Source organism: Pyrobaculum organotrophum, assembly GCF_055384425.1.
The window spans coordinates 1141450-1160985 of record NZ_AP042430.1 but is presented as its reverse complement, the minus strand read 5'-3'; the positions used below and the strand labels follow the sequence as shown (position 1 = coordinate 1160985).

Genomic DNA, 19536 nt, shown 5'->3' with positions numbered 1-19536 from the left:
CCTCCTTTTTCTCTCACCACCTTAATAATGCAACTACTCCTCCCATAGCTTTTAGTCCTGCTCCTACTTCGCTATCCTCTTTAACTATGTGGATTTTGCCCCGCGTCTTATATACCTGAGCAAGAAGGGGCCATATATCTTCAGGTCTTTCTTTAATCAACGTGTCTAGCACTAACACAGTCTCTATGCGACCGGCATCAGTAGCTTCTCTAACTTCGTTTAAACCTATTGCCACAGAGAGTCTGTCTACTGACAGTTTGTGTATAAATCGCTGATATGCATTTATCCCCATTTCAATTTTAAACTTCTCATAGAGACCGCCTCTAATGAATTCATAAACACCTGCAAGACCGCCAGAGCCTTGCGGTACTTTTATTGCCTGTATATACTCACTTGCTTGTTCTATTATCATACTAGGTCCTGCCAATACGACTATGTCGGGCTTATGACGTCGTTTTAACTCGTCTACAACCTCTTTAATAGCAGTAAAGTACTCTTCAAACATGCTATCGTCTTTCCTACTAGTGTTATACATAGTATGTAGGATTTCTACTCCTAGCGCCGTTATATATGCAAAAACGGTTTCTTCATCATCAACAGATATCAGCAAAACCCTTGGCAATACTGCTTTTGCCATGTTAAGAACTTCTATCACGACGTCTAAGGGATAGTCGTATGCCTTTTCTATTTCTATCTCCCTCCCTGGAGTTACATCAAAGGTATGTCTTCTGCCCTTTACCCCCTCGATGCCGTCTTGCACTTCGACAACAGTCCCCCTAATTCTTAAACTACCGCGAAATTTGTGATACTCTAAAGACTCTACCTTTATGGCTAGATATATCTTGATTCTTTCGCCTTCTTTTACGCCATCTGGCTTATACTCTCTAACCGTCCATCCCCTTATGATATCTCCCTTGTCTATAAGTAGGTAGATGAAGTATAAGTCTTCTTCTCTTTCAGGCACCAGTTTTATAATCCTGCGCTTCGTATCTACTTCATATCTCACAACACAAACTTGTTAGGTAATGTAAATGATGAGCCCGACCAAACACGAAGAGTGAAGACGCGGCAGCTGACTGAACTTGCTATAACTGAGATCGCATTATGCGAAATGTTTATATATGAGTGAAAATTTGACTTTACATGAAACCAAATTCGTCATTAGTCGATGAACTAACAAAATTGATAAGCCAGTTTTATGAAAACGGCTATATTGAGGTGGCTAGGCTACTCGAACGCGCTAGAATTCTTGCACTGATGAAAGAAAGAGAAATGTTAATACCTCCTGCTACTGACTAAGAAGAAAGGACACTCTGTTTACATCCGCGCCTACCACTATGTCTATGCTGCCGTTTCTTACTACTATAAAGGTAGGCGTACCTATCTGTACCAAGCCTTTCTGTATAAGGAAATTTACCATGGCTCTTTTTACATCTTCAAAATCGTTTTGTGTTGGTGCATTACTACATTGATATTGTCGTAAGAGTTCGAGCTGTTTCTCCGGCCCCTCGTTTAAATATGTAGTATACAGTTGTGTTAACAAGTCGTATGTTTTGTTGCCCAACTGCTTATATGCACAGTGAAGATATCTATGGGCTACAACAGCATCTGGGTGTACAATAAAGTCTACAAATATAAGCCTAAGTTTTCCCTCTAACATAAGCCGCCGATAGAGGGGGTCTAGTTTCTCATGTGCTATAGCGCAATAGGGGCAATGTAAGTCAAATAGCTCTACTAAGACCAAGGGGGCATTTGGGTTGCCAAAAGAAATAGCCCAACTTGGAATTGGTAATGCACTAGAAACGGCGGTTTGAGACGTAGATGTAGATAAATTTTTGTATATTATTGTCGCCGCGATAATTAAAAAGACCACTATAGCAGTAATGAATAAAGTCCTAGGCCGCATAATGCTGAATAGTAACTAATTATTAACACTTCTCTAAATACTCAAAGAGTTTACATATTGCGTCTCTATACCAATCTACCGGTATTGCTATCAATGCGCCCATATAGTGGCCGTATACTACCACCGAGTGTGGAGGGGCTAGTTTTATAAACGCGAGAGAGAGCATGTCCTCCTCTCCGTTAACTTTTATCATTACGTTGTCTCTTACAGCCTCCTCGACGGCTATCCACGCCTCCTCTGTTATATAACCAGGCGGATTATAAACCTCTATTGTTTTTCTAAAGAAAGTTGGTTGGTCGATTTTGAGACCGCGACGAGTTTTTCCATCTACCGCAGCAGAGGTGGGAGCGAGACTGTATTTGAGGAAGTTTGTTGTTACAATATCGCCAACGGTATATATCTGTTCAATTCCATAACTTTCGACAAGGTCTCTCACTACCTCTATAGAGCGGGGAGGTTCCTTCCATATCGCTACGGGATATGGGAAAGCGAATAGGTCACGCCGACAGCAGAGTTTAAAACACGTCATATTACAACACGGCCGCAAGGCGTGGGTAAAACCACAGTAACCCCCGGCGGCACTATGGGCAACTCTGTGTAAAAGTGAAAAGGTATCAGCATCTTTACGCCAGCCCTTTTTGAAATCTCTATAGCGTCTACAGTGGTGCTATGGCCAACCCTATGGACCTCATCCTCCTGCCCTGGGTTTCCCGAAACTTCATGTATGAGTATATCACAACCGCGTGCAAGTTCTACAACAACGTCGGCTGGCGCCGTGTCTGAGCTATAGGTCACACATTTACCCTCATGTTCTATTCTCACAGCCAACGTGTCTATAGGATGACTTGTTTTTGCAAACCTCAGTCTTGTCTGCCCCATTGTAACTTCCCTTGTTGCTTCCAAAAATTCCACATATTGAAGCGTATTCTCTATACCAGTGGCTATAGCTAAGGCCTTTGCCGCCTCTAGCGTTTCTCTGTTGGCTACTATCTTCAACTTTTTACCTAGCCTTTTTGCCATAAGCATAAATGTGGGAAGGCCGAGTATATGATCTCCATGTCTATGACTTATGAATATAAGGTCGGGCCAGGGAAGATTGCATTGTATAACACGAGCATATGTACACTCGCCAACGTCTAAAAGTATATTTATATCTGTTTTAACATAAAGAGAGGCGTAGCCGATATAGGGAGAAGATATCCACCCTCCGTATCCCACTATATATATCTCCACCGCGTCAAAGAGCGCACTTTTTAAAAACATTATCCCTAAGAGTGCCATGCTGGCAGACCTCTTAAAGAGGGGTGAGTTAACAGTAGCGATCTACGGCTTGGGCTATGTAGGACTTGCGCTGTCTGCGGCGTGGGTGCTTGCGGGAGCTAGGGTTATCGGCGTTGACGTAGATCTTTCAAAAGTAGAGAAGTTGAACGGAGGCGTGGTGGAATTTCCAGAAACCGACGTTGTTGAGACTCTCACATCGGCTATAAAAAGCGGTAAATTTCAGGCGACTACCGATGGAATAATAGCCTCTATTAGGAGCAATGTTAAGATAATTGCGGTGCCTGTCTACCTTAAGAAGTCACCTATTGCAGTAGAGGTAGACTTTTCGGCCTTAACATCCGCAAGCAGAGCTATAGGCGCTGGTCTTAAGAGGGGAGACTTAGTCATCGTAGAGTCTAGCGTTCCGCCAGGTACAACAGAAGATGTAGTAAAGCCTATACTAGAGGGGGTCTCAGGTCTTGTCGCAGAAGAAGATTTCTACCTAGCCTACAGCCCAGAACGTATCATGGTTGGCCATGCGCTGCGGGATATTACAGAAAACTACCCTAAAATAGTCGCCGGAATTGGGCCTAGAAGTACAGAGGAGGCTGCGGAACTATATAGACTTATATCTAAAAAGGGCGTTATAACATTACGGAGTGTAAAAGAGGCAGAATTCGAAAAACTCCTAGAGGGCGTATATAGAGATGTCAATATTGCATTAGCTAATGAAATGGCCAAACTAGCAAATGCCATGGGGATTTCTTTTAGAAGGGCTCGAGAGGCGGCAAACAGCCAGCCATATAGCCACGTACATAAGCCTGGCACTGGCGTGGGGGGCAATTGCATACCGGTCTATCCATACTTCTTAATGTGGACTGCGGCGAAATACGGCGTAGAGTTACGACTGACATATCTCGCTAGGCAGATAAATGAAAAACAGCCAGAGGAGGTGGCGTTTGCAATACTCCGCGCCATGTTAAAACACGGCATTAACCCTGCTACGGCAAAAATAACGATATTGGGGCTCGCGTTTAGGGGGGATGTTGATGATTCTCGTGAGAGTCCCACCTATGGCGTAATAGCAACGTTGCTTAAGCTTGGTATTAAACCTACACAGATTGTGGTACACGACCCATATATAAGGCAAGACCGTCAATTATCCACGTGGGGCGTTGTGCTTACACAAGACCTAGAAGTTGCTGTAAAGGGGGCGGACATAGTAGTAGTGTCTACAGATCACTCTATGTACCGTATAGAGGCAAGCAAGATCGCTAAATACATGAAGACCCCTGTGGTTATAGACGCCAGAGGTGTATTAATACCAGATATGGAGATCTACGCGATAGACTCGGGGAATTGGCCCTGACTTATTTTTAATTTTTTCACAATGTCATAAGTCTCAACAATAGCTTTGATATTTGCCTCTAGATATCTCTTAGGGACGTACTCAGCTGTAGCTTTTAGTAAACTTTCCAGAGAGACTGCGCCACTAACAGCCGCAAACGCGGCAGCCATTATTAAATTTACCACAGGCCATCCGGCGACAACTAGGCCGTGTTTAAGAGCTATTGACGTGGCATCTATTGATATATACCAGTCGGCTGGGTTTTTTGTATTTACTATGTACGTAGCGCCTTCTTTGCCGTATTGTTTTACATCTATTTGATCTATAATACGTCCATCTAGCACAATTACGTAGTCGGCTTTTTTAATCGAAGAGTGAAGAAGAACTTCGCCGATTCTCAGATATGCTTTTACAATAGCTCCTCTTCTCTCTGCTCCAAATTCCGGCAATGCCTGCGCCTTCTTACCCTCAAGTGCTGCTGCGTGGGCTAATAGTTGAACTGCTGTTACAGCCCCTTGTCCCCCTCTTCCTAAAAAGATAACTTCGTACACAGTGTTTCTAATTACATACATTTATAATTTTTTCTACTTAGTTTAAAATGCAATAATATAGTGTACATAGTCAGAGACTTGTATTTTATACAAACTAGCTTCATGTATTACGGTTCTATATACCAATATAAAATATATAAATGGGGAACGAGAAAAAAGCGTGTTACCCATATCTAAACCTGCGCTAGCGTCGGCCGGCATAACAGGCACTTGGCGTGTTTATAGACCCGTGATTAAACTTGAGAAATGTATAGATTGTGGATTATGTTGGCTCTACTGTCCCGAGTCGGTAATTGAATGGGAGAGGGGACAGAAGATACAGATAGACTATACCTATTGCAAGGGGTGTGGAATCTGCGCAAATGTCTGCCCTGTAAAAGCTATTGACATGGTTCCAGAAGGGGTATGAAAACACTTTCAGTACAAAAAACAGCTCTGACAGGGAATTATGCAGTGGCGTATGCAGTTAAAATGGCTAAGCCGCATGTGATAGCGGCATATCCTATTACACCACAGACGTCAATTGTCGAAAAACTCGCTGAGTTTGTAGAGAGAGGAGAGTTAAATGCGCGTTTTGTAAATGTGGAGTCAGAGTTCGCCGCTATGTCTGTGGTTTATGGCGCTGCAATGGCTGGCGCGAGGGCTTTTACAGCAACTTCGTCACACGGCCTTTTATATATGTATGAAGTCACTTGGTGGACTGCGCTTAGTAGAGCGCCTGTAGTTATGGCCGTAGTAACACGTACCATAGGGCCCCCTTGGAATATCCACGTAGAACATAACGATATTCTCACTCTCAGAGATTCAGGTTGGATTATAGCAATGGCCGAGACTGTACAAGAGACCTTTGATCTAACAATACAAGCGTTTAAAATAGCAGAGACGGCAATTCTCCCCGTTGCCATTGGAGTAGACGGTTTCATACTTAGCCACTCCACAGAGCCTGTGGAGATACCACAACAAGAAATAGTGGACTACTTCCTACCGCCGCGTAAACCAGATATACCGTTATTACTCCGCCCTGGGGAGCCTATTACATTTGGTAACTTGCCCTCTGACAACAAGATTCATGCTAGGCATAAGGTATCGACAGTATATGAAGCACATGAGAAGGCTAAGAAGATTATCAACCATATTGATGAAGAATATGGAAAAATTACAGGCAGAAGATATGGAGGACTTGTGGAGTGGTATAGAGCAGAAGATGCTAAACACATCGTGGTTTGCGCCGGCGCTTGGTGTAGTGATGCTAAACACGCAGTCAACGCTTTAAGAAAAGACGGCATGTCTATTGGTCTCATGAGGCTGAGATTCATTAGACCTTTCCCAAGGGAGGAGGTGGAAAAGCTTGAAGATTATGATACCGTTATCATATATGACAGAGATATAACTCCCCTTGGGGGAATCTTGGGCATCGAGATTAATTCCCTAGTCTCTAGGCCAAAGACAATAAACATAATAGCCGGTATAGCGGGCGTAGACTTTGATAGTCATAGATTTTATGAGACGATACGAAATGCTGTCGAGGGGAGATACAGAGAACTAGAGTTCATAATATGAGCTTCCGTATAGATCAGTTGCCGAAGAAAAAATACATACTACCAGGCAATGCGGCGTGTGCTGGGTGTGGTATGATGATAGGCTTGAAGGTCTTGGGCATGGCGATTGGCGACGAGTCTGTGCTAGTAATACCAGCGAGTTGCGCATCTGTTGTCCAAGGCCTAGCTCCGAAAACCGGCATTGCGATACCCATTTTAAATGTACCATTTGCCTCTTCTGCTGCAGTAGCTACAGGCGTGGCAGAAGCATTTAAAACACTCAGCATAAAGGGACATGTAGTTGTATGGGCTGGCGACGGCGGTACTGCGGATATTGGTTTTGCAACCTTGAGCGGTGCCGCAGAGAGAAATAGTAATATAATCTACATCATGTACGACAACGAGGCGTATATGAACACAGGCATACAACGTAGTAGCTCAACGCCGCGCGCTGCTTGGACTACAACAACTCCGGCTGGAAAACGCGAGAGGAAAAAAGATGTAGCCCTCCTTATGGCTATGCACGGAGTGCCCTACGTAGCCACGGCCAGTATCGCGTATCCACAAGATTTCTATAGAAAGCTGAAGAGAGCTACTGAGATAGACGGTTTTAAATTTATACACCTCCATACCCCTTGTCCCCCCGGCTGGAGATTTGACCCTGCAAAAACCGTAGAAGTTGCAAGACTTGCTGTAGAGACAGGCGCTTGGATATTGTGGGAATACGACCACGGGCAGTTTAGATTAAACCCACCGAGTACGATATACGCCGATAAAACAAAGAGGAGACCATTGTCAGAATATTTGAAACTACAGGGTAGATTTGCCCATCTTACTGAAGACGATATTAAAGCGCTGGAAGAAGACCTAGAAGATAAATGGCAGACTATACTTGCGCTCTCACAATCTTTCTCACGTCGTTAACTTATTACACACCGCCTTGCGATTTTTGCGAAAAATTTTTATATGCACAATTTTTGTCAAACCATGTCACAAACGCAAGCTCCTAGGACAGGGGTCCCCATCATGATATTAAAAGAGGGGAGTCAGAGAACGACAGGCGTAGACGCCCGTCGCTCCAATATACAAGCCGCTAAGGTTATAGCCGAGATTTTAGCTACATCGCTAGGACCCAGAGGCATGGACAAAATGTTGATCGATGCCTTTGGCGATGTAACAATAACAGGCGATGGCGCCACAATTTTAAAAGAGATGGAAGTACAACACCCGGCCGCAAAGCTATTAATCGAAGTTGCCAAAGCTCAAGATGCCGAAGTTGGCGATGGCACAACTACTGTTGTAGTTCTTGCAGGCAAACTACTTGAACTTGGCGAAGAGCTATTAGAAGAGGGTATACACCCCACTATCGTCATAGATGGCTACAAGAAGGCAGCTGATTACGCCCTTAAAGTTGCTGAAGAGATTGCAAAACCAGTTGAGCTCACTAAGGAGCAACTCTTAAAAGTAGTCTCCAACGCTCTCTCTTCAAAAGTAGTTGCCGAAACTAGAGACTACTTGGCAAATATAGTTGTAGAAGCAGCTCTACAAGCCGTTGAAACAAGAGACGGAAAGCCATATCTAGATTTAGACTGGGTTAAAATTGAGAAAAAGAAGGGCAAGTCTATATATGAGACGCAACTTGTAAGGGGCATAGTGCTAGATAAAGAGGTTGTACATCCAGGAATGCCTAAACGTATAACTAACGCTAAAATAGCTATTCTCGACGCCCCGCTTGAGATAGAGAAACCAGAGTGGACTACAAAGATATCTGTAACAAGCCCAGATCAAATTAAGGCGTTTCTTGACCAAGAGGCGGAGATTTTGAAATCATATGTTGACCACTTGGCCTCAATAGGTGCCAATGTAGTAATAACTCAGAAGGGCATAGACGAGGTTGCACAACACTTCTTAGCAAAGAAAGGCATTATGGCTGTTAGAAGAGTAAAGCGTAGCGACATTGAGAAACTTGCGAGAGCCACAGGCGCTAAGATAATTACATCTATTAAAGACGCCAGACCAGAGGACTTAGGCACTGCGGGATTAGTAGAGGAGAGAAAAGTAGGCGAAGAAAAGATGGTGTTTGTAGAAGATATACCAAACCCAAGAGCTGTAACTATATTAGTGCGCGGCGGTAGCGACAGGATATTAGACGAAGTTGAAAGGTCTCTCCAAGATGGTCTCCATGTTGCACGCGATCTCTTTAGAGAGCCGAAGATAGTGCCTGGCGGAGGCGCCTTTGAGATTGAAGTCGCTAGAAGAGTTAGAGAATTCGCTAGAAAACTGCCTGGCAAAGAGCAGTTAGCTGCACTTAAATTCGCCGACGCCCTAGAGCACATTCCGACAATCCTAGCGCTTACAGCAGGACTAGATCCAGTAGATGCTATAGCAGAGCTTAGACGTAGACACGACAATGGCGAGATTACCACCGGTATTGATGTATATGGTGGCAAAATCGCCGACATGGCGGCGCTCAATGTATGGGATCCGTTACTTGTGAAAAAGCAAGTCATCAAATCTGCTGTAGAAGCCGCCATAATGATTCTGCGTATTGATGACATTATAGCCGCAGGCGCGCCAAAGAAAGAGGAAAAGAAGGGCAAGAAAGAGGGAGAAGAGGGAGAGGAGAAGAGCGAAACTAAATTCGACTAGTTTTTCCCAACCTGTAAATGTTATATACCGGATTTATTTGCCACTTGCTGTGGAGACTTTATCTACGTCAGAACTCCTAGAGCGAATAAACAAGCTAGTAGAACTCCTAGAGCGAGCTTTAGTCAAGAGAGATTTCTATCCGCCTCGCCTTACTAAATACGAGATTGCGCGTATCATAGGCGCTAGAGCGCTACAGTTAGCAATGGGAGCGCAACCGAAGATCGACATACGAGAACTCGGCACGACAGACCCCGTATTAATAGCTCTAGAGGAGTTTAGACGTGGACTTCTTGACTTCATAATTGTAAGAGAATTTCCAGATGGGAAAGCTATAAAGATTAGGCTGAGAGAACTCCTCGAGCTTGAGAAAACTCTTTAATTGGCTTTATTAACACGACATCGCCGAAGTAATAAAATTCATGTCCCCCCTTTACAATTTTTTTCTCTGGGCTACTCCTAATTTCAACATCGTCTAATAAGTAATAGATTATGTACTTTTTTGTCCTAAATATTTTATATCTCCCCTGTGGCACCTCCATGGAACTTTTTCAAATACAGCCTTTTATAACTACTGCCCAAGAAATAGCTTTGCTAACCTATCTTCATCTATAGATTTTGCATCTCCGCTGTATCTTATCCTGCCTGTTACTAAGACATAAGCCCTATCGCCTATTTCTAATGCCTTCTTGGCGTTTTGTTCGACAAGTAATATGGAGATCCCAAACTTGTCTCTTATGTCTTTAATAACAGAGAAAAACTCGCTTACTAACTTCGGCGCAAGTCCTGCAGTGGGTTCATCTAACATAAGTAACTTCGGATTTTTCATCAAGCCCAAACTTATGGCTAGCATCTGTCTCTCGCCGCCTGATAAAAACTTTGCCTTCCTATCCCGCAACTCCCTTAGCCTAGGGAATATTTCATATATCTCCTCGACTCTTTTTAGAACATCTTTTTTAGACAGACCCGCAGATGCAGCTATTAAGTTTTCAAATACTGTAAGTTCGCCGAATATATTCGGCGTGCCAAAGTTATTTGGCGACTGCATTACGTAAGCAACACCTAATTTCATAACCTCGTGCGGCGGCTTGCCTGTAACGTCGTGGCCCAGTAGAGTTATTCTGCCAGAATATACGTCGGCCATACCCACTATGCTATTTAACAGAGTTGACTTACCAGCGCCGTTAGGCCCCAACAAAACGACAATCTCCCCTGAGTTTACTACAATATCAACTCCAAAAAGGACGTGAAACTTACCATATCCAGCTTCAAGCTTCTCAACTCTTAAAACCTCCGCCATGCGTCTTAAAAACTCTTTCTTAATAAGCCTTCTAGGAGGGAAATGATAAATATCCTTAAGATACAATATACTTATGGCAACTAAAACTCTGTACTTAGCAATAGGTATAGTGATTTTGCTAGCTATAATTGGGATTCTGATGTCAACAGGGGGTCAAGCCCCCTCTGCGACAACTACTCCTACGCCAACGCAAACACTTACTACGTCTCCTCCAACAGCCCAGAAAGTTTTCAAACTAGGCGCCTTACTACCCCTTACTGGCGGTTTTAGTAGCTATGCTAAGTTGGCGCAATGCGCCGCACAACTAGCCATAGATGACCTCAACTCGGAATACGCAAATAAGGGGTATAAGTTTGAACTATATGTAGAAGATACACAGCTAGATCCTAATGTTGCATTACAAAAACTACAGACGTTATATGCAAAGGGCGTAAGAGCCGTCCACGCGGGTCTCACAAGTAGAGAGGCTTCTGGAGAAAAGCCTTTTGCAGATCAGAACAAGATTATCCTATTTAGCGCGTGGTCTACCTCTTCTCTACTCGCCATACCTAACGACTGGCTGTATAGAATTGTGGGTACAGACGCCAAACAAACAAGAGCAATAGGCGCTATTTTAAAAGAGCTAGGTGTAAAAAATGTCGCCTTAATATATAGAAAAGACCCCTATGGAGAGGGTCTATATATTGAGTTACAAAAAGAGGCTACAAGACGCGGCTTTAAGCTTGTCTCAGTGGCAGCCTACGACCCAGATCCTAAGGCGTTTCCACAAGCCGCGCCTGAGGCTGTTAGGAAGATATCTGCCGAAGTTAAAGACCTCGTGGGGCCGGACTTTGCGCTTGTAATCGTTTCTTTTGAAGACGACGGCGCCGTAGTACTTAAAGCAATAGGCCAAGACCCCATTTTATCAAAAGCCAGGTTAATAGGTACTGAGGGCATGGCATTTTCTCCCATATTACTACAGGAAGGCGGGGCTGTGATGGCAAAGGGCAAAATAGTGGGCACGGCTAATTGGGCGCTTCCAACTACGCCTGAGTACAAGGAGTTCTATAGAAAGTTCAAGGCTAAATGTGGAGCAGAGCCTATAACACCAGCTCCTCAATCTTATGATGTAATTAAAATGCTTGGCGAAATAATGGCCTCGATAGGCACAGACGATCCAGACAAGGTACGCGCCACACTAGAACAATGGGGTAGAGAAGGCCGCTACAAGGGCGCCACAGGCGTGGTTATCCTAGATGAAAACGGAGATAGAGCTAATCCGAACTTCTTACTATGGGGCGTCACTATAAAGAACGGCACCTCTACGTATATAGAAGTGGGATATTATGACTACGATAAAGACTCTATAGAGTTCACTCCAGAAGGTAAACAGTACTTCTACGGAAAGTAAGAAATCTAATAAAGCGGTTTTTCCCACGACGTTTATGTTGACAACTCTGCAAAGGCGTCTTCGCAGTAAAAATTTAAAAATGGAAAAAATAAAGAGCTACGCGGCGGTAGTCTAGTCTGGTTTGGACAGTGGGGGAGTTAAAGCCCACTGCCCCGGAGTAGGATGGCGGCCTCCCAAGCCGTTGATCCCGGGTTCAAATCCCGGCCGCCGCATGTTCCCCAGACACTTGCCTAGTCACGATAGGCACAAAAATTTAAAATCTCAGGTAGAGAGGATTTAAGGCGGGGGTGCCCGAGCCAGGTCAAAGGGGCAGGGCTTAAGACCCTGTGGCGTAGGCCTGCGTGGGTTCAAATCCCACCCCCCGCACCAAGTCTTTATTAACTGGTCCCGTAATGTTGTTAATGTCTAGGGAGCTTATAGTTAGTAAAATAAAGAGTGGTACCGTCATAGACCACATACCTGCTGGCAGAGCGCTTGCAGTATTACGTATTTTAGGAATTACGGGAAAAGAGGGCGTCCGTATTGCGCTGGTAATGAATGTGGAATCTAAAAAACTGGGGAAGAAGGATATTATAAAGATAGAGGATCGCGAATTAACACCAGAAGAGGTAAATATAATCTCAGCAGTAGCCCCCACGGCGACGATAAATATCATAGAGGACTTTAGGGTGGTTAAGAAGTTTAAGGTGACGCCTCCTGAGGTAATCAGAGGGAAGTTTAAGTGTAGAAACCCCACCTGTATAACTAACGCGCCTAGAGAGCCTGTAGAGCCTACTTTTTATCTAGTGAGGAGAGAGCCGCCTCTCTTTATCTGCGCATATTGTGGCAGATATCATGAGTTAAGCGATTTGATATGATAGAGAAGTTTTTAGAGCTTGGCGTAGTGAAGTTCGGCATATTTAGACTGTCAAGCGGTTTAGAAAGCCCGTTTTACATAGACCTACGTAATGTCTTAGGAGAGCCCGAATTACTCCGCTGGGTGATTGAACAATATCGTGAAATCCTCTTGAGACTGAAATTTGACATAATTGTGGGGATAGCTACAGGTGGAATTCCGTATGCTTCAATTCTAGGCTATACTCTAGGTAAGCCCATTAGTTATGTAAGACCGGAGGCCAAAGAACATGGGACCGGTCGTTTGATAGAAGGCGCAGAAGTCTCAGGAAGGGAGGTTGTAGTAATAGACGATGTTTTAACCACAGGGAAGAGCATTATTGGAGCTATAAATGCTATAAGATCAGCCGGTGGCATTGTGGCCGGAGCTGTTGTATTTCTAGACAGAGAACAATGTGGTTCCAGAAATATAAAAACTGCGACGGGGGTAGAAGTGTATAGCGTATATAAGATGAGGGGTCTGTTAGATAGGCTTAAAGATTATATAGATGAGGAACAATACCGTTCGGTCATCAACTATTTGGCACAATGGCGTTGTTAATAATTATCGGCCGTCTTCTACATTATGTACACCCAGAGATAAGCCATAGGCTGGGCTCACTTCTATTTTCTCTGCCACTCCCTACATGTCGTTGTGTACAACAGTGGGAAATTGGCGATGTAAAAGTTTGTGGGCCTGTCGGCGTAGCGGCCGGTTTAGATAAGACGGGGAGATACTCTCGGTTTCTCTCTTTTTTCTGTCCCGGATTCATAGTGGTGGGTTCTACACTCCCGTATAAACGCCGGGGGAATAAACCGCCTAGAGTAGCTAGAATTTGGCCATATTCTCTTGTAAACGCCATGGGGCTTAACAGCCCTGGCATAGCCGCAGTTTTACACAAATTGACGAACTTAAATTATCCAATATTTATAAGTATAGCTGGCTTTACAAAGGAGGATTTTTTAACACAACTTATATACCTCCGGCGTTATAAACCAACAGCAGTTGAGGTAAATATATCTAGTCCAACATATAAAGGACTTTGGCGCGATTTACCAGAGCTTATAGATATAGACATGCCTATGTTTATTAAAGTCGGCCCCTCTGTAGATGTAGCCTCTGTCATAAGAGATGTCAGAAGGCTCGGGTGGGGGCTTGTGGTTACAAATACCTTCCCAATAGAGGACAATCGAATAAGCGTAGGAAGGGGAGGCCTTAGTGGTCTCTTACTATATAAATATGGCTTTAGACTTCTAGTAAAAGTCAGAGAAGCCGCAGGGCCGGATATCCCCATTATATACAGCGGCGGTCTCTTCTCCTGTAGCCAACTAAGAGAGGTTTTGAAATATGCAAATGCCGCCGAAATTTTAACATCAATACTCTACTTTACTCCATATATCCTAAAGATACTTAACCGATGTTTATACAGTCGAGAGTAGTCTCATAGGCTTCTTCAACAAGTTTCTTCAAGCGGCGCCAGTGTGCGCCAACCCAGTAATAGCGTCCACAAGATGTGCAACGCCAACATTTTTCGCTAAATATCCTATGGCCCACAGCCTTTTCCGCTTCTCTACAACTTACTTCGACAACGTCGCCTCCGCAAAGTGGACACCTAGATTTCTCAAAAGGTTTTAAACCAAGTCTTAGAAATATAGATATCCACTTAACGTGGTCGTCTGTCTTTATTAAAATAGTGGGACCTCTCCTTGTTTTATAGAGCTCCTCATCTCGCGTAACTACTAGACATTCTGTATTTAAGAGCTCTGTATCCCCCAAGTCTGAGCTGTATATCACCTTGAGTCCAAATAGAATACGTAACATACGGGCTAGCCACCCCAACATAGAGTCTATATATATACAGTGGAGATATGGCATGCCTTTTATTTCGCAGTCTACCACGTGGCAAAGACTCTCTCCACTTCCTCCCAAGAGAGGGGCGATCCCCGCCCCTCCTCAGCTATCTGTGAGGGGCCGGGGATAACGGCTACTATCTCTTCGAGAGAACATCCCCCCCACTTCTTGGCTAGCTCTCTACCTAATTTGCTCTTTTCTACGCCGCCTGGCGATATAATAACGTATCTATCGGCTAATAGTTGCGCCGATTTTGGCGGTGCCGCCACTACTCTATAGATATCTCCATCTTTTCTACAACCCACTGCCAGCTCTAAACGGACGTGTCTAATATACTCCCTTTTGCCATATATCATAAACGAGCCACGGGCAAGATATTGGCCGGCGGGCGCATGTTTAGAGACTTGCTCGCCGCGGACGTAGTATACATCTATTGAATGTATCCCAATTTTCCATGCCTTGCTATATGCAGCGGCAAACTGTGCAGTTTGTAATAACTCAAGGGGGTCCTCTGATGGGGGCATTACAACCACTGAAGCGCCTGGGATATCTGCATGAAAGAAGAGGTAGTGTTCCCTAAGGTATTTTCTTACAATAGTCTCATTTTGCGACGCGTCTCTACCCCCAATTATCGGTCTCTTACCTGTGGTAATAGACCAGCGAAATTTCTCAAACCAAGCCCTTTTAACAACTATTTTTACAGAAGACTTAACTTTCTCCTCGGCGCGATGTATCTCCTCTTCTAACTTAGCCAAGTCTCTTCTGAGTTTCTCCACAACCTGTGCCGCCTTATTCGCCTTTTCTTCTAACTCTTTTGCATGTTCAAACATCTGCGATATTTGACGTCCCACTGGGATGTCTTTCTCAAGTTCTACAACTGTGCCATCAGGAAGTTCTATTTTTACCCTCTTGTTTACGTATACTACACGTATACTAGTCTCGTAACCCCTTAATGCATCTTCTATCTCTGATTTATACATCAGAAGTTTATGAGCAGTAGTTTTCAGAAGAGACGCCTCCTTCCTATACTCGGGGATCTTCTTCTCTAGTTCTGCTATTGTTGTTTCCAGCTTTTTACGTCTCTGTATTAACTCCTGAGTCTCTTGGATGAGAGTAGACCCCAGTTCCATTGGAGAAAAGTAGTAATCTAGGGCTTCCCAAAAATGCGTGAATTGTTTTAACTCGTCGCATTGTATGGCGGTGGGTCTTATAGGGAGGACTGTGACAGGAATATTCTCTTTTATACATACCGTGGGCTCTATTTTGCCAATGCGTATCTGATCTACAATAATCTTCAGCGTCTCCGCAAGAGCTCTCGGCGAAGAGTCTGCTCGTGCGATAAGCTCTTCTGCAAGCTCAGGACCTGTGCCCAGACGTCTAATTAAGCTCTTCTTTACATCGCCAGGGTCTATTGCCTTCTCAATAGCGTTAACATCTGCAGTAAAGATATCAATAAATGCCGCCGGTGGATAAACGTAGGACAGGCCCGGCTTTAATTCGCGGTCTCTACCTCTATAGCTATGTAAAAGCCATACTATCTTTCCATCTCTGACAGACACAATGTTAAAGGGCTCTATCAGTTCGATAATTATTTTTCCAGACACAAACTCAAGTTCTAAAATACGGTCAAAACGAGGCATGTAAACTTTTACTAGCTTTTCACCTCGAAACAACCCCCTGAGTGTTTCAGCCCCCTCGTGGCTTTTTTCAGGTATAACACCAGTTAGAGAAGCCCTAAACTTAGTTATAGTCATAAACCCAGATGTAAATTTAAACAAAAACCCAGCTCCTGTCTTGTATATATTTTCAACTCTATTGTTGACCAGATTAGACATCTCTACAGCTGAAGCTAGAAGATCTAACGCCGTGACAACTTTCTTCACATTATGTAAATTGTTAGATATAGAAAAAGTTTAGGTAGCTAGTCTCACTCCATGTTTTTCAAGAATTTCTTTCATCAAAAGTGCGTCTTTTTCTAACAACGGCGATTCGCATATAAGTGTAATAGTTATATCCCTGGCGCTCAGCTCTTTTGCCAAAGGCTCAAAAGGCGGCATATTACGTTCAATGGGCTCGTGTTCATCTACATATTTCCCGTTGCGGTATCGAATAGACGTAAAGTGTGTATGCATGTGTCTGTCTCCAAACTCCTTAGTCCAAAGATCTAATACTTCGCCATAGTTTAAAACGCCGTTATTTCTAGCGTATAAATGCCCCCAGTCGACCACTGGCGTAACAAATGGCAGCTCCTTAGCCAATTTAAACGTCTCCTCAATACTCCCAAATTGATTCGTCCGTGCAGTGATCTCTACGCCGACATATACGCCGGATCCCACCCCCGACTCTTTATACGCCTTTTCTAACTCCTCCTTTACTTTTTCATAACATTTCTGAGGCCCTAGTTTGCCGTAATATGCAGCGTGAACTACCACAATCCAAGCCCCCATATAATATGCTCTATCAAGCGAATCTACTAGCCTTTGTCTAGACTTCTCAACTTTATCTGTCTCTTCAGAACAGAGGTTGATGAAATATGGCGCATGTACAGAAAGTTTGATGTTATACTCCTGCGCCGCCTTGCCGACTTGTTTGGCAAGTTCTCTCGACATTCTAACGCCTTGTACAAACTCTACCTCCATCGCGTTTAACCCCAACTCTCTAACAACACGCACTGCGTCAAGAGTAGACCTAGCTTTTGCGACATATTGTGGAATGCCAGCGGGCCCTAGATAAACTCTAGCCATTAATTCAAAAACGGTATCCATTATTTAAGGTGGTGTCTGTATGTTGTTGTGATAGAGGCTCCGCCTTTTGATAAAAGTCTTGGAATGTTGTACTACGTTACTGATACATGTCCCGCTGGCGGCGTAATAAAGGCGAGACCTGAGGATTTTATAGTAGAGGAGGTGCTTAAAGATGGCACAGTGGTAGCGCTCACAGGCATCTCTCTAAAGCCAAGAGTGGGAAGTTGGACATGGATTCACGTCGTTAAAAAGAATACTGACACATTGAAGCTACTTTTATATCTAGCTAAGACGCTCGGCCTAAAAGCCAGAGACATATCTATAGGGGGGATCAAAGACACCAGAGCAGTCACATCACAGATAATATCTATAAGAGGGGATGTGACAAATTTGCCAAAGATACGTAATGTGGAGTTCCTCAGCTTCTGGCCTATGGACAAGCCTATAACGCCATCTCTAATCTATGGCAATAGATTTACCATAACACTTCGCAATGTTGAGAAAGTAGATTGTGCAGAGGCTACGCTAAAGACGCTCCAATATATCGCTTTGCCAAATTACTATGGCTATCAACGTTTTGGAACTATACGGCCGGTCAGTCACCTCTTAGGCAAGGCGCTTGTAAAAAAAGACGCAGAAGAGTTCTTCGACATTATGTTTTGTAAAATTTTCGCCTACGAATCTGACGTCGCAAAAAAAGCGAGAGAAGCGGCTTGTAAAGGAGACTATCGGAGAGCCCTAGAGATATTTCCAAAAAGGTTTATAGAAGAAAGAGCCGTATTGAGGGGACTTTTGAGAGGTTTAGACTTGTGGAACGCCATCATGTCTATACCGATTCAAATACTTCGGATATATGTAGAGGCTTTACAATCCTATCTCTTCAACTTGTTTCTATCTAAACGCATGGAGTTAGGTCCTTTGAATAGGCCAATAGAGGGCGACTTAGTCGAAATTAACGGACAGGTTGTACACTACGCAGAAGGTCTCGGCGGCGAGGTAGTATTGCCAACCGTTGGCGTCGGCGTAAAGATGCCCAGGGGTAAAGTGGGAGAAGCTGTATTGCAGTTATTAAAGAGAGAGGGGGTAGAGCCGTCTATGTTTTTAAAAATGCCGAGAGGACTCAGGGTATATGGAGGCTATAGGAAGGTTGTCCTAACTCTAAGGGATTTTAGATACGCTGTAGATAAAGAAGTAACGGTCAGTTTCACTCTACCAAGGGGTAGTTATGCCACTGTAATTCTCAGGGAGGTTGTAAAACCCGAGGAACCTTATAGACATGGGTTTTAGCCGTGGAAATATTTTATTTCTGGATTTAATATTTAGACGTGGTTGACGCATATCCGGCAGACGCCGAGATTCCAATACCAAAGAGAGACGCATTAATAATACTGGCGGTGCACAGCTATATACCATCTCAAGCGAACCCCCGTCCCGAGCTGATAGAGACTTTACTACAGACTCTGCAAGGGAAGGACGTATCTATAACATTCTCCATGCCTAAGTCTTATTTTGAAAAAGCAGTGAAAATTATGGGCTTGGAAAAACTTGCCGCTAAATACGGCGCTAGAATAATACAGCCTCAACAACATGTGGACTATAAGATAGAACTTGAAACGTCTAGAGGCACAAAAATTACCGTTAGGGCGCTCAGGGCGGCTTTCGAAGAGTCTCTCACAAAAATAGTTGTAGCAATACCTGTAAGCCACCCTCAGACTATTCTGTATTTAACAATGCCCACCGCCGCTCTACAAGTACTAGAGCCAAAAGACGCACAAAATCTTTACGAAGGTTTTAGAGCGCTTTATAAATATATTGCAAATATCTACAAATTAGAAAAAAACACCTTTTGTCTTACAGATGGTAAATTTGTCATTGAGGGCGATGGGCCCATAAAGGGATTTCAGAGATACTGGGGGGTGATAGTAACCGGCGAAAACTGTGGCGAAGTTGACTATATAACAGCGCAAGCCCTTGGCGTAAACCCAGAGGACTTGGGCTACCTATATTTCTACTTCGGCGGCTCTTGGCCAAAGATAAAGCCGCCAAGGCTTCTGGAAGAAAACAAAATTCAAATAAAGCTTACGAGTAACATCGGGATACTCCTCAGTTGGAAAAGAGGATAACATGA

23 protein-coding genes and 2 tRNA genes are annotated in these 19536 nt (G+C 43.8%); 15 read left to right on the top strand and 10 right to left on the bottom strand.

Annotated features, from left to right (window positions below; translation table 11 throughout):
• Nucleotides 1-13: 13 nt before the first annotated feature.
• A complete protein-coding gene (locus ACZ49R_RS07035) occupies nucleotides 14-1006 on the bottom strand; it encodes a pelota family protein (RefSeq protein WP_464732504.1) in 993 nt (330 codons plus the stop codon).
• Nucleotides 1007-1143: 137 nt separating this feature from the next.
• Here ACZ49R_RS07035 and ACZ49R_RS07030 point away from each other — a divergent pair, with 137 nt between their 5' ends.
• Nucleotides 1144-1299 carry a hypothetical protein gene (locus tag ACZ49R_RS07030; RefSeq protein WP_011762247.1) on the top strand — a complete coding sequence of 52 codons (156 nt, stop codon included), beginning with the start codon at nucleotides 1144-1146 and terminating at the stop codon, nucleotides 1297-1299.
• On the opposite strand, the gene ACZ49R_RS07025 is transcribed toward ACZ49R_RS07030, so the two are convergent.
• From ACZ49R_RS07025 to ACZ49R_RS07015, 3 genes are read right to left on the bottom strand one after another with little or no spacing between them, the layout of a single operon-like run.
• The gene (locus tag ACZ49R_RS07025; RefSeq protein WP_464732503.1) at nucleotides 1289-1906 is read right to left on the bottom strand and encodes a thioredoxin domain-containing protein; all 618 of its coding nucleotides are present in this window, start codon (nucleotides 1904-1906) and stop codon (nucleotides 1289-1291) included. The two genes, ACZ49R_RS07030 and ACZ49R_RS07025, sit on opposite strands and share 11 nt — an antisense overlap.
• 22 nt (nucleotides 1907-1928) lie before the next feature.
• The gene (locus ACZ49R_RS07020; protein WP_464732502.1) at nucleotides 1929-2435 is read right to left on the bottom strand and encodes a GTP-dependent dephospho-CoA kinase family protein; all 507 of its coding nucleotides are present in this window, start codon (nucleotides 2433-2435) and stop codon (nucleotides 1929-1931) included.
• Complete coding sequence (locus ACZ49R_RS07015) at nucleotides 2432-3139, bottom strand: MBL fold metallo-hydrolase (protein ID WP_464732501.1); 708 nt, start codon at nucleotides 3137-3139, stop codon at nucleotides 2432-2434. The genes ACZ49R_RS07020 and ACZ49R_RS07015 overlap by 4 nt, the downstream gene beginning before the upstream one ends.
• Nucleotides 3140-3185: 46 nt before the next feature.
• Between ACZ49R_RS07015 and ACZ49R_RS07010 the strand changes: the two genes are divergently transcribed.
• Nucleotides 3186-4535, top strand: coding sequence for a nucleotide sugar dehydrogenase (locus ACZ49R_RS07010; protein ID WP_464732500.1), 1350 nt, complete (start codon nucleotides 3186-3188; stop codon nucleotides 4533-4535).
• Here the strand turns inward: ACZ49R_RS07010 and ACZ49R_RS07005 are convergent.
• Nucleotides 4505-5065 carry a 2-oxoacid:acceptor oxidoreductase family protein gene (locus tag ACZ49R_RS07005; RefSeq protein ID WP_464732499.1) on the bottom strand — a complete coding sequence of 187 codons (561 nt, stop codon included), beginning with the start codon at nucleotides 5063-5065 and terminating at the stop codon, nucleotides 4505-4507. The genes ACZ49R_RS07010 and ACZ49R_RS07005 overlap by 31 nt on opposite strands.
• A gap of 160 nt (nucleotides 5066-5225) precedes the next feature.
• On the opposite strand from ACZ49R_RS07005, the gene ACZ49R_RS07000 reads away from it, so the two are divergent.
• The 5 genes from ACZ49R_RS07000 (at nucleotide 5226) to ACZ49R_RS06980 (ending at nucleotide 9631) form a co-directional block, all read left to right on the top strand.
• Nucleotides 5226-5474, top strand: coding sequence for a 4Fe-4S binding protein (locus ACZ49R_RS07000; protein ID WP_464732498.1), 249 nt, complete (start codon nucleotides 5226-5228; stop codon nucleotides 5472-5474).
• Nucleotides 5471-6625 (top strand): pyruvate ferredoxin oxidoreductase, encoded by a 1155-nt coding sequence (locus tag ACZ49R_RS06995; RefSeq protein ID WP_464732497.1) that lies wholly within the window; start codon nucleotides 5471-5473, stop codon nucleotides 6623-6625. Before ACZ49R_RS07000 ends, ACZ49R_RS06995 begins: the two co-directional genes overlap by 4 nt.
• A complete protein-coding gene (porB, locus tag ACZ49R_RS06990) occupies nucleotides 6622-7527 on the top strand; it encodes a pyruvate synthase subunit PorB (protein WP_464732496.1) in 906 nt (301 codons plus the stop codon). The genes ACZ49R_RS06995 and porB overlap by 4 nt, the downstream gene beginning before the upstream one ends.
• 63 nt (nucleotides 7528-7590) lie before the next feature.
• The gene (gene thsA / locus ACZ49R_RS06985; RefSeq protein WP_464732495.1) at nucleotides 7591-9252 is read left to right on the top strand and encodes a thermosome subunit alpha; all 1662 of its coding nucleotides are present in this window, start codon (nucleotides 7591-7593) and stop codon (nucleotides 9250-9252) included.
• A gap of 49 nt (nucleotides 9253-9301) precedes the next feature.
• Entirely contained in the window at nucleotides 9302-9631 is a 330-nt protein-coding gene (locus tag ACZ49R_RS06980) for a DNA-directed RNA polymerase subunit K (protein ID WP_011762257.1), read from the top strand.
• On the opposite strand, the gene ACZ49R_RS06975 is transcribed toward ACZ49R_RS06980, so the two are convergent.
• Both ACZ49R_RS06975 and ACZ49R_RS06970 read right to left on the bottom strand, forming a co-directional pair.
• Nucleotides 9591-9791 carry a hypothetical protein gene (locus ACZ49R_RS06975; protein ID WP_053240280.1) on the bottom strand — a complete coding sequence of 67 codons (201 nt, stop codon included), beginning with the start codon at nucleotides 9789-9791 and terminating at the stop codon, nucleotides 9591-9593. The two genes, ACZ49R_RS06980 and ACZ49R_RS06975, sit on opposite strands and share 41 nt — an antisense overlap.
• A 29-nt stretch (nucleotides 9792-9820) precedes the next feature.
• The gene (locus ACZ49R_RS06970) at nucleotides 9821-10549 is read right to left on the bottom strand and encodes a branched-chain amino acid ABC transporter ATP-binding protein (RefSeq protein WP_464732494.1); all 729 of its coding nucleotides are present in this window, start codon (nucleotides 10547-10549) and stop codon (nucleotides 9821-9823) included.
• A gap of 73 nt (nucleotides 10550-10622) precedes the next feature.
• Here ACZ49R_RS06970 and ACZ49R_RS06965 point away from each other — a divergent pair, with 73 nt between their 5' ends.
• The 6 genes from ACZ49R_RS06965 (at nucleotide 10623) to ACZ49R_RS06940 (ending at nucleotide 14252) form a co-directional block, all read left to right on the top strand.
• The gene (locus tag ACZ49R_RS06965; protein WP_464732493.1) at nucleotides 10623-11939 is read left to right on the top strand and encodes an ABC transporter substrate-binding protein; all 1317 of its coding nucleotides are present in this window, start codon (nucleotides 10623-10625) and stop codon (nucleotides 11937-11939) included.
• Between the two features lie 100 nt (nucleotides 11940-12039).
• Nucleotides 12040-12151: transfer RNA gene (locus ACZ49R_RS06960), tRNA-Gly, on the top strand.
• 69 nt (nucleotides 12152-12220) lie between these two features.
• A tRNA-Leu gene (locus ACZ49R_RS06955) sits at nucleotides 12221-12308 on the top strand.
• Between the two features lie 32 nt (nucleotides 12309-12340).
• On the top strand, nucleotides 12341-12796 hold the full coding sequence (pyrI, locus tag ACZ49R_RS06950) for an aspartate carbamoyltransferase regulatory subunit (protein ID WP_464732492.1): 456 nt from the start codon (nucleotides 12341-12343) through the stop codon (nucleotides 12794-12796).
• Nucleotides 12793-13374, top strand: a complete 582-nt coding sequence (pyrE, locus tag ACZ49R_RS06945) for an orotate phosphoribosyltransferase (protein WP_464732491.1) — start codon at nucleotides 12793-12795, stop codon at nucleotides 13372-13374. The genes pyrI and pyrE overlap by 4 nt, the downstream gene beginning before the upstream one ends.
• Nucleotides 13362-14252, top strand: a complete 891-nt coding sequence (locus ACZ49R_RS06940) for a beta/alpha barrel domain-containing protein (RefSeq protein ID WP_464732490.1) — start codon at nucleotides 13362-13364, stop codon at nucleotides 14250-14252. The genes pyrE and ACZ49R_RS06940 overlap by 13 nt, the downstream gene beginning before the upstream one ends.
• Here the strand turns inward: ACZ49R_RS06940 and ACZ49R_RS06935 are convergent.
• The 3 genes from ACZ49R_RS06935 to ACZ49R_RS06925 are packed head-to-tail and all read right to left on the bottom strand — an operon-like array spanning nucleotide 14224 to nucleotide 17408.
• Nucleotides 14224-14712 (bottom strand): Mut7-C RNAse domain-containing protein, encoded by a 489-nt coding sequence (locus tag ACZ49R_RS06935; protein WP_464732489.1) that lies wholly within the window; start codon nucleotides 14710-14712, stop codon nucleotides 14224-14226. The genes ACZ49R_RS06940 and ACZ49R_RS06935 overlap by 29 nt on opposite strands.
• On the bottom strand, nucleotides 14706-16547 hold the full coding sequence (gene rqcH / locus ACZ49R_RS06930; protein ID WP_464732488.1) for a ribosome rescue protein RqcH: 1842 nt from the start codon (nucleotides 16545-16547) through the stop codon (nucleotides 14706-14708). The genes ACZ49R_RS06935 and rqcH overlap by 7 nt, the downstream gene beginning before the upstream one ends.
• Nucleotides 16548-16577: 30 nt before the next feature.
• Nucleotides 16578-17408: a TIM barrel protein gene (locus ACZ49R_RS06925; RefSeq protein WP_464732487.1), complete on the bottom strand. Its 831-nt coding sequence runs from the start codon at nucleotides 17406-17408 to the stop codon at nucleotides 16578-16580.
• 48 nt (nucleotides 17409-17456) lie between these two features.
• Here ACZ49R_RS06925 and truD point away from each other — a divergent pair, with 48 nt between their 5' ends.
• Together truD and ACZ49R_RS06915 are read left to right on the top strand one after the other, a co-directional pair.
• Nucleotides 17457-18695 carry a tRNA pseudouridine(13) synthase TruD gene (truD, locus tag ACZ49R_RS06920; RefSeq protein ID WP_011762266.1) on the top strand — a complete coding sequence of 413 codons (1239 nt, stop codon included), beginning with the start codon at nucleotides 17457-17459 and terminating at the stop codon, nucleotides 18693-18695.
• Between the two features lie 38 nt (nucleotides 18696-18733).
• The gene (locus ACZ49R_RS06915; RefSeq protein WP_464732486.1) at nucleotides 18734-19531 is read left to right on the top strand and encodes a DUF362 domain-containing protein; all 798 of its coding nucleotides are present in this window, start codon (nucleotides 18734-18736) and stop codon (nucleotides 19529-19531) included.
• The last annotated feature ends 5 nt before the right edge of the window (nucleotides 19532-19536 follow it).

Bases quoted from the DNA above. Each gene is read 5' to 3' on its own strand.
- ACZ49R_RS07030 (WP_011762247.1), top strand. From the start codon at position 1,144: ATGAAACCAAATTCGTCATTAGTCGATGAACTAACAAAATTGATAAGC.
- ACZ49R_RS07025 (WP_464732503.1), bottom strand. From the start codon at position 1,906: ATGCGGCCTAGGACTTTATTCATTACTGCTATAGTGGTCTTTTTAATT.
- ACZ49R_RS07020 (WP_464732502.1), bottom strand. From the start codon at position 2,435: ATGACGTGTTTTAAACTCTGCTGTCGGCGTGACCTATTCGCTTTCCCA.
- ACZ49R_RS07010 (WP_464732500.1), top strand. From the start codon at position 3,186: ATGCTGGCAGACCTCTTAAAGAGGGGTGAGTTAACAGTAGCGATCTAC.
- ACZ49R_RS06995 (WP_464732497.1), top strand. From the start codon at position 5,471: ATGAAAACACTTTCAGTACAAAAAACAGCTCTGACAGGGAATTATGCA.
- porB (WP_464732496.1), top strand. From the start codon at position 6,622: ATGAGCTTCCGTATAGATCAGTTGCCGAAGAAAAAATACATACTACCA.
- thsA (WP_464732495.1), top strand. From the start codon at position 7,591: ATGTCACAAACGCAAGCTCCTAGGACAGGGGTCCCCATCATGATATTA.
- ACZ49R_RS06975 (WP_053240280.1), bottom strand. From the start codon at position 9,791: ATGGAGGTGCCACAGGGGAGATATAAAATATTTAGGACAAAAAAGTAC.
- ACZ49R_RS06970 (WP_464732494.1), bottom strand. From the start codon at position 10,549: ATGGCGGAGGTTTTAAGAGTTGAGAAGCTTGAAGCTGGATATGGTAAG.
- ACZ49R_RS06965 (WP_464732493.1), top strand. From the start codon at position 10,623: ATGGCAACTAAAACTCTGTACTTAGCAATAGGTATAGTGATTTTGCTA.
- pyrI (WP_464732492.1), top strand. From the start codon at position 12,341: ATGTCTAGGGAGCTTATAGTTAGTAAAATAAAGAGTGGTACCGTCATA.
- pyrE (WP_464732491.1), top strand. From the start codon at position 12,793: ATGATAGAGAAGTTTTTAGAGCTTGGCGTAGTGAAGTTCGGCATATTT.
- ACZ49R_RS06940 (WP_464732490.1), top strand. From the start codon at position 13,362: ATGGCGTTGTTAATAATTATCGGCCGTCTTCTACATTATGTACACCCA.
- ACZ49R_RS06925 (WP_464732487.1), bottom strand. From the start codon at position 17,408: ATGGCTAGAGTTTATCTAGGGCCCGCTGGCATTCCACAATATGTCGCA.